We start from the raw sequence: 14,238 nt of genomic DNA on the forward strand, positions 1-14,238 counted from the left end.
CCTTCCGCATCTTCGAAATTTGAGAGGACTCTTCGATGTTCGAGATTGTCAACAACCCTCCGCGGCCGGCGGTGTCACTGAATTCGACGGGAGTCCCGGTCGAAGCGCCGTTGCAGGCGCCGGCTCCGGATCGTCGGCCCATCTGGATGCGGCTTCTGCCGCTGATCATGGTCGGACTCATGGTCGCCATGATGGCGCTGTTCGTCATCATGGGCACGCGGGCCATCACCTCGATGATGTTCAGCATTCCGATGATGCTGATGATGCTGGTCATGCACCTGTCGCAATCGCGCAGCGGTGCGGGCGGTGACGACATCGATCAAGAGATCGAAGAGTACGACCTAAAGCTGCGCGAACAGCGAGTGGAGATCCACGAGCAGGGTCAGTCCATGCACGACCTGCGCACGAGCTGCTTCCCGCATCCGGCCGACCTTTTGTCGCTGGTGGGAACCGAAGAGATGTGGCAAGCCGACCCAAGGCCGGAGATCGGGCGGGTGGTGCCAACGCAAGACGAGTCCGATCCGGACGTCAAGAACCTGACCTCCAACCCGTATCTGCGTGCGCGCGTGGGCATCGGTGTGGCGCCTTTGTACCCAAAGCTCGTCGAAGCCCCCGAAGTCGTACCCGAGATGCTGGAGCCTGCCACGATGGTGCGGTATCAGCGCCTGATGAACACGCTCAGCGTGGTGGCCAATCTGCCGATCGATGTGCGGCTGGATGAGTGGCCCGCGTACGCGATGCGCGGCGAGGAGGGTCCCCGACTGGACCTGGTCCGTTCGATGCTGCTGTCGCTGGCGTTCAACCACAAGCCCTCGGACCTCAACATCGGTGTGGTCACCGACGATCCGGATGCATGGGATTGGCTCAAGTGGATGCCGCACACCGAGGACGTGACACGGGTCGAGAAAGGCCTGGGTGCACGCCTGCTGACCTGGCGCAGCCTGGACGAGTTCGCGGCCCGCCACGCCGCTCAGATCGAAGCGATGCGCAACCCTTCAGACTCAGTGCGGCCGCCGCATCTGCTGCTCATCGTCGATACCCCCGATCAGGTGGTGTCCTGGCCGGCCAGCATGGCTGGCGGAGTCAAAAGCATGACGTGGCTGGTGGTCCGGTACGGAACAGACCTCGTGTCCGACACCAAGAGCCGCATCCTGCTGCGCGACGGCCGGGTGTCGACGATTCAGGACTTCGACGCGGCGGCCGCCGACGCCACGACGATCGCGGCCGCCGAGACGTTCGCCCGTGCGATGTACCGGTACCGGCCGCGTGGATACGGACTGGGTGTGGAGGTCAAAGATGATCGCCCCGAGCACATCCCGGACTTTTTCGAGGTGCTCAATATCGGCGACATCGAGACCCACGACGTCATCAAGGTCTGGAAATCCAATGCCTACACCGACGAGATCAAAGTTCCGTTCGGCTACTCCCGCAGCGGCGATGACCTGAAGCCGGAATTGAGCTACCTGAACTTCTACGAGGAGAACCGAGACGGCAACGGGCCGCACGGTGCGGTGGCCGGGCGTACGGGCTCGGGCAAGAGCTACTTCCTGCGCGCGATCGTTCTGGCTCTCATCGCGCTGTACGGCCCGGACAAGGTCGCTCTGATCCTGGCCGACTTCAAGGGCGGGGCGACCTTCCTCGGCATGGATGACGTCCCCCACGTCATCGCCAACATCAGCAACTTGGAAAACGCGATGGAGCTGGTCGACCGGCTCGGTGCGGTCATCAACGGTGAGGTGGATCGCCGCGAAGCGTTCATCACCACCGAAAAGGGCTGCAAAGACATCTTCGATTACCGCGAACAGCAGGCCAAACACCCAGATGACCCGGAGTGGCCCGCGCTGCCGGATCTGATCGTGATCATCGACGAGTTCGGCGAGTTCCTCAAGGATCGCCCTGGATATCTGGAACTGCTGATCCGAGTCGGCCGCGTCGGCCGGTCACTGGGCATGCACCTGCTGATGTGCAGCCAGTTCATCGACAAGAGCATCATTGGCGATCTGTTCGAGCACCTGAGCTTCCGGTACTCGCTGTCGGTGAACTCGCCGCAGCATTCGATCGCCATGCTCGGCACCGACGAAGCCGCGCGGATGGTAAAAGGCAAGCTCAAAGGCAAGATTCTGCGCAAGTTCACTAGCGATACCCTTCCGGTGGAAGTGGCCGCGTTCCATCACGAGGGCCCGTACATCCGCCGCACCGTTGTCGAGCGGTCCCGCGCCGGCCTCGAATCCTCGGAACCGGTGTCCGAAGTTGTCGTGCCATTCCCGCTGTTCACTGAGCGGGGGTTCACGCCGCACAAGGCCGATGCCGAAACGGTGACCACGGAAGAAGAAGTCGCGACCAAGATGTCGGATGTGTTGCTGGATAAAGTATCCCGACTCCGCGAGATGCGAACCCTGGACCTGTGGAAGCGCACACTGCGCGAGCCGCTGAGCCTGCCCACGCTTGGTCTGACTCGGGAACAATCGGGCCTGCGCATCCGGATTGGTGACCTCGATGCTCCCGAGAAGCACACACGGTTGCCGTGGTTCCTGGACTTCGGAACCAACATGCCCCACCAGGTCATCGCCGGTGGCGGTAAATCGGGGCGCACCACCTTGCTGCAGACGTTGGTGGTGTGCGGATGCCTGCAGTACGGGCCGGGGCGGTTGGCCTTCATGCTTGCCGACTACGGCACCGGCAAGCTCGGCGAGATCAAGAATGCGCCGAACGTCGCCAGTTACGCGCGCCCGGGCGACGCCGACAGCGTCTCCCGCATCCTGGGCGAAGCCAGCAGGCTGATCGAACTTCGCCGCACGGTGATGGTGGATCGCGAAACACCGAACTTCGATGCCTACCTGGACTCGAAAGCAACCGATCCGGTTGCCGGCGACCCGTACGGCTACATCATCGTGGCGATCGACGGCATCGGCGGCTTCCTCGGGGAGGAGCGAGCAGAGCGGGCCAAGTTGTTGCGGCCGATTCTGGACCAGGGCTCGGCCGCGGGGGTGCACCTGGTTTACACCGCAGACAGCGGCGCCGCTGCGCAAGCGGGAAACACGCCGCACTACACGATCGACTTGCCCGGCGGGGTGCAGCTGCCGTCTGCGGACTACACCGGAGCCAAGATGAAGGCCGAGATCCGGATGACGCTGGGCGACCGTATACCCACCGACCAGCCTGGCCGCTCATTTGACCCGTTCACCGGACTGCAGGCGCGCACCGTGGTTCCGATCAACCGCGCCATCGAACCCGACGGTATCGACAAGGGCATGGCGGTGTTCAACGTGACCGACTACGGCGAGGAGATCCGGGGCCTTGCCGATCTGCTCACCGAGGCCTTCGCCGACGAAGTGGTGGCCAAGGTGCTGCCGGCCGACCCGGTCATCGACTTCGAACGAGTGTGGGAGGTGTTCGCGCCGCTGAGCGATCCGCAGCGCATGCCGTCTAGGACCCTTCTGCCGCTGGGCATGCGCATGGACACGCTGGCCCTGGCGCCGATCCCGGACTTCTCGCAAAACCTGCTGGTGTACGGCGAGAAGGGCTGCGGCAAGACCAACGTCCTGCGATCGGTGATGGAGTCGGTGATGCGCCAGTACTCGCCGAAAACCGCGTCGATCATCAGCATCGACCCGTTGCGCCAGAGCCTTGGCGAACGCGACCGGCTCTACGTCAGGGGCTTCGTCAAGCCGGCCCGCTTCAGCGAGCCGGGCCCCGATGGCCAGAAGCGCCGCACCCGCCCGCCGGGATACATCACCACGGCCGAGGACATCCGTGATACCGCGCGGATGCTGACTCAGCTGATGGCTTCACGCATGCCGAGCGATGATGCATCCATCGACCAGTTGCGAAATCGGACCTACTTCAACGGTCCTGAGGTGTACGTGTTCGTCGACAACTTCGCCGCTATCGCTGAGGGGTACATGGCCAAGACGGTGTTCGATGAGGTTGAAGAGGGCGGATGGACCGTCACCAAGCTGCTGGCCACAGGCATCGATCTCGGCGTGCACTTCATCGTCGCGGACAACAGCGGCTTCGCCGAGCGGGTGAACGCCTCACCGTTCCTGGAGGCGCTGCGTAAGAACTTGATGGCACCGATGCTGCAGCTGGCAGGACAGCCGTCGTCGGGTCAGCCGATCCCACAGGCGTTCCATCTGCGTCCAGCTCGTTGGCGCGCCGGGCAGGGCCGCCTTATCGTCGACGCAGAGACACACACGATGGTGCAGACAGCTCACCTCGACGTCGACGCCGTGGCCGCTCGGGTCACTCCGGAGCCCCGCGGATAACTGAAAGCGCTCTACGACAACGCCCGGATCCATTGGAGGTCCGGGCGTTGTTGCACGTCGGGGGATCGAGTCGTCAGCTTCTTCCCGATGCCGCCGGTGTGATGACCAAAACAGCTGAACCGTCGCCGATTTCGGCGATTAGCTGTACCAGTGCGTGGCCAGCGGAGCGGTCGAGCCACAGCTGAACAGGAACCCGATCGCGGGAGCCGATGCTGGCCGCCGGTAGCAAGATCGTTGCCGCTTGATGCGGAAGCTGAGCGTGTAGCAGTTGGGTTGGTCGACCGGCGACGGTATAGGCGGCGTCGGGCTGGTGGGTGTCGAAGGTCGCATCGGTCACCAGCTGCAGGAGCGCGGCAAGACCCCGATTCGGGTCCAGCAGCGCGGTGGGATCCAAGGAACCTCGCGCCGGTCCGACGTCTTCACGGGAGCCGTCGACGTTCGTGATCCAGAGATGGCCGCTTTCGACGAGGAAGTCAGTCTGTCGGCGCTGGCCGTCGATCATCAGGTCAGCGCTGCCAGATGCGCCTGGTGGGTCGGTGGTGACATCCGCGGCGTACGAGCTTGCGGTCAGATTTTCGATGCCGTGCGTGGACATCTGGAGATGCGCGGTTGTGTACGCCCGGACGGAGGCCGCCGCGTCTGCGAGTGCGGCCGGCGCTGCGGGATCAGGGGCAGGAGCGGCAGAGCTGACCGCCGGCGTCGCCGGAGGCGTCGGTGATGCGGTCACCCCCGCGGTCGTGCTCGGCGTGCCCGCCGAAAGTGCCGGTGAGCACCCGACAAGCGCTGGCAGGAAGGCGAAAACGACTGCGGCAAAACGCATCGCTGAAGCATCGGACATGGTCGCGCACGATAGGCGCGGCGCCATTGCCGCCGTGCGTACGGCGCGCCAGGCCGGTGTATAGCTGATCAGCCCAACGATGCTGCACGCGAGGTCGGCAGCTCACAGGCCTAAACGCTGCAGAGCTGTGGTCCAGTCGGTGGCGATCGCCGATTGGGCGTCGGCGAGTTGGACCCGCCTACTGCACACTGCAGCTGCGAGTTTGACCTCCACGAGGTCCTTTGGGTTGTTGACCCCGTCTGTGTCTCGATGGCTCGGGCTCGGTGGCTCGACCCACAGATTTCGGGAATCGTTGGGGTCGCCGCCCAAGACCAGGCTCACGAGGTGGTCATATTCAGCGTACGCCAAATCGCCCGTGAAAGAATAGCTTTCGGCGTTGCGCTGTTTTTCTACCCGTGTTACCGACACTGGTGGCCGGATGGATTTGGTGTACCCGGACTTACATACCGTCGAATCCAGGTTGCTCTGAGTCACCTTCGGATTCGCTGCTCCGGGAGTGCACACCGGATCCGGTAGCGGTTCAGCTGACGCGGTGTAGCGGTACTGGCAGCTCCCGGCGGCTGGCTGTGGCTGAACCGAGTACGCGGTCGGCCCAGGGCCGTACGCCAGCCCAGAACCGTTACTCGAGGCGCCTTCGAGCCCCGTGGTGGCGGGCGGCACGGTCTGCACCGAACCTGTCCCGGTGAGCTCGTCGAATGTCCTGGTGACCCAGCTTGCCGCAGCCTTGACCTGATCGACTACAGCCGCAGGGCCCCCGCGCCACAGTGCCCCGACCAGGACCACCACAGCGGCGATCGCGAGCAGGGTGAAGAGTACGTCGCGCAGTTCGCCGGCGAGTTCGCCGCTCTTGCGGTCTTTTCCTTTGGGGGAGTTGGACATGCGCGCAGCATGCTCGGACTCAGCTGCGAGAAACGCCCGGGGCGCGAACGGCCTGTACGGCGCGCAGACCTGTCACGTCCTTCTGTAGGTGCCGCGATGCCACGCCGAGATGCACACGGATACGTCACGAGCGGCCGACGTAGTGCGAGTCGTAACGCATCGGACACGGTTCAAAGTTCTCGAGTAGTCGGGGATTTGGTGCAGTTCAGCGGAATGATCGCGCCATTTAGCGCCGACCGTGATGCGAGTTGTGCCGCTGCATGTAGCGCAAGTTGTAGGACGGTGCGCAAGGTCAGATACAGCTGTGCCACCAGCGGTGTTGGTGGCGGTTGCCGGGCTGTCTTCGGCCACGCGCGGGTCAGGTTTCAACCCGCACCAGCACCTCGTGTTCGGGCGGGCGGTGGTAGCGCAAGAAGGTCAGCCGGTGGCGGCCGTCGGCGATTGCGGAGCTGCCCACGGTTAGTCCGTTTGCAAGCCACGACCACACCGGGTAGTCATCGCGATGTCGCGAGGCCCAGTCCAGCCACGGTGACTCCGAAGCGAGCGAGGTGTCCAGCAGAGGCGCTAATCGAGCCAACGCGGTTGCACGGTCGACACCGTCGGCCAGATCGGCACTCCAATTGCGTTTTCCGAGTTCGGTGAGGACTATTCGGCGATAGTCGGGATCACCCTCTGCGAAAGCGCACCGATGCGCCTCGGGGCTCCAGAAGTTGTCTTCCCCGAGAAGTTCAAGCATTGCGCTCTCGAGGTCGCGGTAGCCGCCGCCATGCTTGCCCAGACCCTGTGGCCAGGGCAGCGTTTCCAGCGGACGGATCACAAACCTCAATGGCATGCGCATGAGCGTAGATGCCTGGATGGGTGCGTGCTCGTGCGATCGAGCACTGCTGCCGGCGTCTGGTGGTGCGCGCCCCAGGGACCTGTCTAGCTCTGAACGGACCAACAATGCCCGCCGCGGCGCACCTTTCGCGCGCATCGAACCTGGAAGGGAAAGGTGGACTCACGTGACCGTGGTCATCGACAATCATTCGTTCGTCAAGGGTTTGGCCGCTGCGAAGGTGATGGCGTATGCCGGCGCCGACGATCCGACGCACGCCGCGGTGGTTTTGGCCTCCACCCGAGTGGAGACTGACGGCCCCGGGACGCAGAACAGCCTCGCGTTCATCGCTTCGGACGGGGCTAGTCCGGGACAGGCGATCTTCGCGTGTGACGGCGAGCTCAAGCCGGTTAAGTTCTCCACCGACCAAGCGGCGCAGCTGCTCGCCGCGGCCAAAGGCGCAGTCTCGGCGGTGCGCAAAACCGACAAGGAAGCCGAGTGCGGCGTGGAGTTGTCGGTGGTCGACGGTGGCGCAACTTTGCGGATGCGTACCCTCACCGACGGCCACCCGGGAGACGCTGACTCACGCCACTTCATCCCGCTGCAGGACATCGAAGATTTCCCGATGGTGTCAACGATCTCTCGGCTGTCTGCACGCGGCGCCAAAGAGGTCTTGGGTTCCCGCGGACAGGGCGACGAACAGGTAAATGCACCACTGAACAGCGGCAATGTGCAGTCGTTCACCGCTGATGTGATCAAGAAAATGAGCGCGATCGCCGCGGTGTTTAAAGAGCCCGTCGAGCTGTACACACGGGAACACCCGGCCTCGCTCGTGACACTGACCTGCGCCGGCGTCTTCCGAGCTGTGCTAGCTGCGCACGCGTATTCGCCCGACCTGGACGTCACCGACCCGGAAGTCCCCGTCGCCGAATCTCTGATCGGTGACGACAGCGGTGCCGGAGCTGACGCGGCGTGAGTGTGCGGTCACTGTGTGTCGGCGTCATGCCGAACAACGCGACGACGGCCGCGCCGCAAGTCCAGATAGCTGAACCTGAGCGCGTAGGAGAGTTTCCGTGAGCCTTTCAGACCTGCAATACGCACTAGACCAGCTCGGTGTCGCATGCTGGTTCAACCGTTTGCCGCCGCACGTGCGGCCCTGGGAGGGCCGGCAGGGCCATGAGTCGGTCATGCTCCGGGCGCGGGAATACGCGCTGAAGTGCGGTGCCACCGCCGAACAGGTCACGGACTGCGATCGGTACGCGTTCGGGCTGGCGATCGACGACAAGGTCCCGCTCACGCTGGCAGGTCGCTCGTGGGCCCAATTCGCCGCGGGCCTGCGAACCAGCCTCTGAAGTCATCAGAACACCACCGAAAGGATCCCAATGGACGCGACTTTGCAGCCGATCACAGACCCGGAACAGATGCGCGATAGCGCCGGTAACTCTGTCGGAGAGTGGAACTGGGCAGTACGCGATGGCGGGGGGACCGTGCTGGCGCGAATTTCGGCGTCGGGCGAGCCCCCATTGGGCGTAGCGCTGGCGACTTTGCGTGCCGACCACGGCTTCCCGGCTGGACAGTGGGTGCCGGACGTAGATGGATACCGGTTCGTTCCGAAAGCGGTCGAGCGGCAATGAGTTTCACTAGCGATGCTCGCGCAACGATCACGATCACCGCTGACACCGACGAAGATCCCTACTCCGCTTTCTGGGGGAACGTCTCCAGCACCGACCTGACAGCTGTGGAGCAGAACTTCGCAAGCTCGTTGGATTGGACCCTGTCCGGTGACCCGACTGACGTCAGGGTCTCCAAGCTCTTTGCGAGCATCGAGGTCAGCGGCCAGCCGCCGCGCCTCTACATCGCCTCGGGATCATCGGCAGTCGACGAAGCTGCCGACGCGGTCGAGAAATTGCTCCGGCGCGGACCTGACTGCCTGAGCTGACCATGGTCGACGTACCCATCGAGGTAGCCCGAGCCGCCGGCCCGTGGCCGTTGTGCGCCGACGTGAAGCGCGGGTCCTGTGCGGCTACCGACGAAGGTTATTGCGATGGCGGCTACGAGGTCGACGGCGACGACTGGCTCCGATGCCACGGCGCGGAGCGACATCGCAGCTCTCACATCCCGTTCTGTCACGTCCCCCAGAACCACCAACCAGGAGAAAGACGACCACAGTGAGCTTCACAAAAGAGGCCGGCGATCTCTTCGCCCACCCCGCCGAGGCGCTTGCCCACGGCGTCAACTGCATCGGCGTGGCCGGGGCCGGCGTCGCAGCGATCATGGCGCGTCGCTACCCGAATGCGATCAACCAGTACCAGGTGATCGCCCGCCGCGGCGACCTGCCGGCCGGCGGCGCCATGATCTGCACTGGCGGACCGGGTGACCGGCCAATCATTCACTGTGCGAGCCAGCATTACCCCGGTCCAAATGCTTCCGAGGAGTGGCTCCGTTCGTCACTGCGGGTGGGTCTGAGTCTCGCCGTCGAGCACGGGATCAAGTCGGTGGCCCTTCCACTGATCGGTGGTGGGATTGGTGGGCTGGACCCCGCAGTGGCGGAGCGGATCATTCGCGAGGTCTGCGAATCTTCGCCTGTCGCGGTCACTCTCGTGGTGCTCGGATAAGCCCCCATTAGCCGCAGAACTATCAGCTAGGAGAAAGACTACGATCATGAGCTTCACCAAAGAAACTGGTGACCTCATCACCCACCCAGCTGAGGCACTCGCCCACGGCGTCAACTGCATCGGCGTCGTTGGGGGTCTTGCATCGGTGATGGCGGATCGCTACCCCGACGCCATCACCAAGTACGTGATTTTTGCGCGCAGCGGCGAGCTGCAACCCGGCTCGGCGATGTTCACTCGCAACGTCGGACGCGACCCTGGTCCGGGGCGCGCGATCATCCACTGCGCCAGCCAGAATCAGCCGGGCCCGGACGCTCGTGTCGAATGGCTGCGCTCGTCGTTGACCGCTGGGCTGGACCTCGCGCGGAAGGAGGGAATCGAGTCCGTGGCAGTGCCACTCATCGGCGGCGGTATCGGGGGACTGGACCCGCAGACCGCCGAGCAGATCATCCGGGAGGTCGCCGAGGCATCCCCAGTCGCGGTCACGCTGGTTGTACAGGGCTGACCTGGTCAACGGGCACGTCCTCCAAGAGTCCGCCGCCGCGTCCAGCAGCGGCGGACTCTTCGTTTCCCTCGGAAGCTACGACACGCCGACGCTGCGAAAATTGCGTACGCAGTTTCATGTCGGCGTGGGTGTGTAGAACAAACGACATCGAGTTCGGGCGGGGTCCACATCCGCAGCACGGGGAAGCCCGCTGGGTGTGCGTCTGAGCTGGATGAGAAACAGAAACTGAAACAGAAACGAAACGAGGTTCCACCATGACCGCTCCTGTCGCCCCCGTACCTGTCGCCCCGGCTGCAGCTCCCGTAGCAGCTCCGGCTGCTGTTCCGGGATACGCCCCGGTGGCTGCTGCCGCCCCCGTTCCGGGATACGCCCCGGTGGCTGCTGCCGCCCCCGTTCCGGGATACGCCCCGGTGGCTGCTCCTGTTGCCGCTCCGGTGTACGCACCGGCGCCGGCGGCTGCTCCCGCTCCGGTGCCTGCCCAGGCTCCCGCCCCCGCCGCTCCGGCGCAGGCGCCTGTTGCGCTCCCGCCGACGTTCGGTGGCTTCGGCGCCGCCCCTCAGATCGGATCCATCCCCACTGCCAGCGGTGGTGGCATCCCGGACGAGCACTTCGGCAAGCCGCTGCTGTTCCGGCTGTTGTCGGTCAGCTCCCGTAACAGCAAGTACGAGAAGGTCGAGGTTCAGGCCCCGACTGTGGACTACCTCGTGCTCGACCCGGCCACCGGCCAGATCTCTGAGGTCCGCAACGTCACGATCATGCAGAAGCACATCCGCAACGAGCTGGTCGGTTGCTTCCAGCGCGGTGAGCAGGCCGTGACCGGTGTGGCCATCAAGATTCCGACCGACAACCAGGAGCCGGCCAAGGTTCTGCGTGCGCTCGACGACCAGAACAGTGGGTACGGCGCCGAGCAGGCGACGATCTACCTGCGCAACGCCGCCATCGAAACCTTCGGGTGGTGGAAGGCGGCGGCCTGATCGTCGCGATCCGACAGCCCGCATCCTTTCGGGGGTGCGGGCTGTCGGCCAGTCTGGGGCGGATTTGCTGCCCGTGTTCCGTGCCGCGTATCGCACGTTGTGCGCCTAGCATCCGCCGCACACAACTTCCGATGAAAGGCCCAGAGCATGACCTCCATAAACGGCGCGACCTACTTCCGCCCGGTCAACGCCGAAACCGGGCAGCCGACGCTCACGACGTACTTCACCGCCGCGCTGTGCCCGCTGCACGAGGCGCACCGCTACGACCTCGAGGCGCGCACCGACGAGCTGGCGGCCGACGTGCGCGACCACCTCGATGCCCTCGATATCCCGATACGCCCGACGATCAAGCACGGCCGGGTGCGGATTCTTCAAGAGTCTGAGGCCGACGGCCACGGCACCAATCAGGCGCCGGAGGTTCAGGCCACGGTGATGGTGTTCCTGACTGACGCTGAACCTGATGACCCCCGGCTGTCGGGGCTACTGGCTGACGGATTCCACTCCGGGCGCATCGACGCGGACGTGACGTTCGAGATCCCCACCGAGGAGAGCGAAGCCGAGCTGGAGGCCACCATCGCCGCCGATAACGCACGCGGCGCCGAGTACATCGCTCGGGCGGACGCCGAGCGCGTGGCCGCTACCGAGCACAAGGAGAACCCTTTCGGCGGGGATCTCGAAGCGCTGTTCGACTGACCGTCAGCGGAGGCCGGGTGCGGGGGAGCGACTCCGTGCCCGGCCTCTGTCGTGCCCACAGCTGTTGTCCGCGAAAGGAAACTCTGACCGTGTTGTCCAGCGGTTTGACCGCGAAACAGAACCGTACACCCGATCGCATCGCGGCTGAACTCCTGCTGGATCGGGCGTATCTGCTCGAACGCGCAGGCCATGTAGAAGGTGCTGATCAGCTGCGCCAGCGTGCTGGGCGGCTCACTGACGGCGCGGATGCAGCGCAGGTTGCCGTTGTCGATTCGCGGCCGGAGTCCGATGTGCCAGCACATACAAGATGAGCTATTCTCTGTTTTAGAGAACATGTCGAAAGGGATTGCACTGTATGCTTAGTTCATACGCGCTGCGGCGGATGGCTCTGGCCGGCCTTGTGAGCACGGGCGTCGGCGGCACGGCCACAAGCACGATACCTGGACTGGAACACTGGCCACCGGGAACCGTCGCCGTTGTCGTCGCTGCGGTTGTCGCGCTCGGTGCGGTCATGCGCAAGGTGCTGCACGCTGCGGTGATCGCCTTGGCGGTGACCGTCGCCCTGATTGCCGTCGACGCCGTCACTGGTGGGCACATTCAGCAGGCACTGAACGTTGGTGCCCTGCTGCACCCTGGTGGGGCGTCATGAAGTTCACGTTCGGGGTGAACCGCGTCGCGAATGTGTTCCGACGAGCGCGGCGCTTGGAAAAGAAGCTATTGAGATAACCGAGTTCCGCCGGGGCGACAGATGGATTCGTGTCGCGGGTCGGCGATTGTTTCGATGGAGCGTACTTTCCACCGCAATCGCCGCGCCACGTGGCGGGAGCCGTGACGGCCGGGCCGCGACCTCGACCACTACGGCGGTCAGCCTCCTGAGGGGCCCGTGGCGACACCTATCCTGAGCCGCGCAGTGGCAACGGTGGTCGCGGTGCCGGCAAGCCCACTGTGCCTGCAACAGGAGGTACACCTTCCATGGTCGAATCGAATCGACTCAAAGCACTCGCCCGCGCATACATGGTCGAGAATCCAGGCACCAAATACCAGCAGGCTCTCGACGCCGTTCTGAACAAAGAATCCGCAGTCCCGGCGCCAACAGCGGTTCCTGCGGCTGTGCTGGCCGGCAATGACGCTGCCGGCGCCGCTGCCTGGATCCGGACGCTGGGCGGTGTTCCCGCCCCTGAAGAATTGGCGCACCGGTGGGCCGATTCGCTCACGGCTGCCCACCTGGAGGTGCCAATCGGGGTCAGCGCCGAAGCGGATTTCACCATCGGCGATGAACCCGAGACGGTTTGGCTCAACCTCGCCGCTGCGAACGGTGGCGCGCGGCCTCACTTCGCATATGCGGGTCGAACAGGCATGGGGAATAGCTACGCGCTCAACGGTCTGTTGACCGGGCTCGCTGCCCGTTACAGCCCCGACCGGGTTCAGTTCGTTCTCGCCGAGTATCGCGGGATGAGCCTGTGCGATACGTTCGCGAAGTTTCCCCACACCGCGATCACCGCTCCTGACTTGCGCAGTGACAGCGACGGCGTCACTGCGCTTTTCGACACGCTGCATGCGGAGATCGACAGACGTGTGAAGCTCCTTGGGGAGCGCGGGGCTTCGGACCTCGAGCATTACAACGCACAGCCATCAGCTGCAGACACACCACGCATGCCCGCGCTGCTCATCACGATCGACGAGATTGATCCGCTGTTAGCCGAGCATCCTGACGCTGTTACTTCGCTCCTGAGGGTGGTGCGAGTCGGCCGGTCGCTCGGCATGCACCTGTTATTGGCCGGACAACGAGCTCCGCAACGCCTTGCCGACGCATGGCCTCACATCACGGGGCGTGTTTGCCTGTCGGTGCACTCAAAATTCGACAGTATCGCGATGATCAGCACAACAGACGCAGCAGTGCAGCAGCTGCGGCCGGGTTGGGCGTACCTGCGGACCACGGGCTTGGATATGCCTGCACCGTTTCGTGTTTTCGATATCGGATCGCCGGCCGCACACGAGTTGCGGAACCTGATCGAGTCGATGCCGAAACCGCAGTGGCGCATTGCCGAAACGACCCCGCATCTGTTCGTCGGTGAACAGGTCACCGTCGACTTCGGTGGGACCGCGGTTGCAGGCACCTACGCCGGCAGGCGGGGACAGCTGTACGTGGTCCGCGACGGGCAGCCGAGCGGCGGCGAGATCGTCACTGCGCAGCTGCCGCACAGAGTTGCAGATGCGACGGCCTGAGATTCGTTACAGAGCAACATGTTGCGGCCGGTTTGGAGCGCACGCGGCAGACTCGTGGCGCGCTCCGAATCGGCTAGCAGGACCATCTGCCGTGCTCTCATGGCCGAACGCGACATCGCTCGCGCAGGGCACGACGCGAACCCGGGCGGACATATCGAGCTGGCCCGGCTCAACGATGACGACTGGAACCAGCACTGCTGCGAGTGCCGTTTCCCTTGGGCGCGGGAGACCTGGCCCAGGACCGCGGCGACCACTGGCTGTGCCCGAGCTGCGCGCGGCCGTAGCGCGTTCCGGATTCGGGTGAGTTCACGGCCGCTTCGAGGGGGCGTGACACGCTCTCCCGGGCAGCCTGGAGAAGGGGGCAGCCAAGGGGTCAGCGGAACCGCGTCGCGCGCGACGCCGCCAGCGGTGTACCGCTACGTTGTCGCGCAG

The 14,238-nt window shown here is 64.5% G+C and carries 12 protein-coding genes and 1 pseudogene; 10 read left to right on the forward strand and 3 right to left on the reverse strand.

The features are described 5' to 3' along the window. Positions 1-35: 35 nt before the first annotated feature. On the forward strand, positions 36-4,265 hold the full coding sequence (locus G6N59_RS00580; protein ID WP_138233449.1) for an FtsK/SpoIIIE domain-containing protein: 4,230 nt from the start codon (positions 36-38) through the stop codon (positions 4,263-4,265). 73 nt (positions 4,266-4,338) lie between these two features. Here the strand turns inward: G6N59_RS00580 and G6N59_RS00585 are convergent. The 3 genes and pseudogenes from G6N59_RS00585 to G6N59_RS00595 all read right to left on the reverse strand — a co-directional run. Further along, positions 4,339-4,908, reverse strand: a pseudogene (locus G6N59_RS00585) (LppX_LprAFG lipoprotein); the annotation flags it as partial. Positions 4,909-5,205: 297 nt separating this feature from the next. Beyond that, a complete protein-coding gene (locus tag G6N59_RS00590; protein ID WP_138233447.1) occupies positions 5,206-5,982 on the reverse strand; it encodes a hypothetical protein in 777 nt (258 codons plus the stop codon). Between the two features lie 358 nt (positions 5,983-6,340). Beyond that, positions 6,341-6,799: a hypothetical protein gene (locus G6N59_RS00595; protein WP_138233446.1), complete on the reverse strand. Its 459-nt coding sequence runs from the start codon at positions 6,797-6,799 to the stop codon at positions 6,341-6,343. A 184-nt stretch (positions 6,800-6,983) separates the two neighbouring features. On the opposite strand from G6N59_RS00595, the gene G6N59_RS00600 reads away from it, so the two are divergent. From G6N59_RS00600 to G6N59_RS00640, 9 genes are all read left to right on the forward strand, one after another. Continuing rightward, positions 6,984-7,772 carry a hypothetical protein gene (locus G6N59_RS00600; protein ID WP_138233445.1) on the forward strand — a complete coding sequence of 263 codons (789 nt, stop codon included), beginning with the start codon at positions 6,984-6,986 and terminating at the stop codon, positions 7,770-7,772. Between the two features lie 97 nt (positions 7,773-7,869). Beyond that, positions 7,870-8,148 (forward strand): hypothetical protein, encoded by a 279-nt coding sequence (locus G6N59_RS00605; RefSeq protein ID WP_138233444.1) that lies wholly within the window; start codon positions 7,870-7,872, stop codon positions 8,146-8,148. Positions 8,149-8,426: 278 nt separating this feature from the next. After that, positions 8,427-8,735 carry a hypothetical protein gene (locus G6N59_RS00610; protein WP_138233443.1) on the forward strand — a complete coding sequence of 103 codons (309 nt, stop codon included), beginning with the start codon at positions 8,427-8,429 and terminating at the stop codon, positions 8,733-8,735. Between the two features lie 229 nt (positions 8,736-8,964). Next, positions 8,965-9,411: a macro domain-containing protein gene (locus G6N59_RS00615; RefSeq protein ID WP_138233442.1), complete on the forward strand. Its 447-nt coding sequence runs from the start codon at positions 8,965-8,967 to the stop codon at positions 9,409-9,411. Positions 9,412-9,457: 46 nt separating this feature from the next. Then, entirely contained in the window at positions 9,458-9,913 is a 456-nt protein-coding gene (locus tag G6N59_RS00620; protein ID WP_138233441.1) for a macro domain-containing protein, read from the forward strand. A gap of 254 nt (positions 9,914-10,167) precedes the next feature. Beyond that, positions 10,168-10,887, forward strand: coding sequence for a hypothetical protein (locus G6N59_RS00625; protein ID WP_234884479.1), 720 nt, complete (start codon positions 10,168-10,170; stop codon positions 10,885-10,887). Between the two features lie 147 nt (positions 10,888-11,034). Further along, positions 11,035-11,580 carry a hypothetical protein gene (locus G6N59_RS00630; RefSeq protein WP_138233440.1) on the forward strand — a complete coding sequence of 182 codons (546 nt, stop codon included), beginning with the start codon at positions 11,035-11,037 and terminating at the stop codon, positions 11,578-11,580. 355 nt (positions 11,581-11,935) lie between these two features. Then, positions 11,936-12,229, forward strand: a complete 294-nt coding sequence (locus G6N59_RS00635; protein WP_138233439.1) for a hypothetical protein — start codon at positions 11,936-11,938, stop codon at positions 12,227-12,229. Between the two features lie 323 nt (positions 12,230-12,552). After that, positions 12,553-13,806: an FtsK/SpoIIIE domain-containing protein gene (locus tag G6N59_RS00640; RefSeq protein WP_138233438.1), complete on the forward strand. Its 1,254-nt coding sequence runs from the start codon at positions 12,553-12,555 to the stop codon at positions 13,804-13,806. Positions 13,807-14,238 lie beyond the last annotated feature (432 nt).

The sequence above is a fragment of the Mycolicibacterium aubagnense genome (assembly GCF_010730955.1).
Classification (GTDB): domain Bacteria; phylum Actinomycetota; class Actinomycetes; order Mycobacteriales; family Mycobacteriaceae; genus Mycobacterium; species Mycobacterium aubagnense.

What these genes read in the sequence shown, in the direction of transcription:
- G6N59_RS00580 (WP_138233449.1), top strand. Translation starts at nt 36, where the DNA reads ATGTTCGAGATTGTCAACAACCCTCCGCGGCCGGCGGTGTCACTGAAT.
- G6N59_RS00590 (WP_138233447.1), bottom strand. Translation starts at nt 5,982, where the DNA reads ATGTCCAACTCCCCCAAAGGAAAAGACCGCAAGAGCGGCGAACTCGCC.
- G6N59_RS00610 (WP_138233443.1), top strand. Translation starts at nt 8,427, where the DNA reads ATGAGTTTCACTAGCGATGCTCGCGCAACGATCACGATCACCGCTGAC.
- G6N59_RS00620 (WP_138233441.1), top strand. Translation starts at nt 9,458, where the DNA reads ATGAGCTTCACCAAAGAAACTGGTGACCTCATCACCCACCCAGCTGAG.
- G6N59_RS00625 (WP_234884479.1), top strand. Translation starts at nt 10,168, where the DNA reads ATGACCGCTCCTGTCGCCCCCGTACCTGTCGCCCCGGCTGCAGCTCCC.
- G6N59_RS00630 (WP_138233440.1), top strand. Translation starts at nt 11,035, where the DNA reads ATGACCTCCATAAACGGCGCGACCTACTTCCGCCCGGTCAACGCCGAA.
- G6N59_RS00635 (WP_138233439.1), top strand. Translation starts at nt 11,936, where the DNA reads ATGCTTAGTTCATACGCGCTGCGGCGGATGGCTCTGGCCGGCCTTGTG.
- G6N59_RS00640 (WP_138233438.1), top strand. Translation starts at nt 12,553, where the DNA reads ATGGTCGAATCGAATCGACTCAAAGCACTCGCCCGCGCATACATGGTC.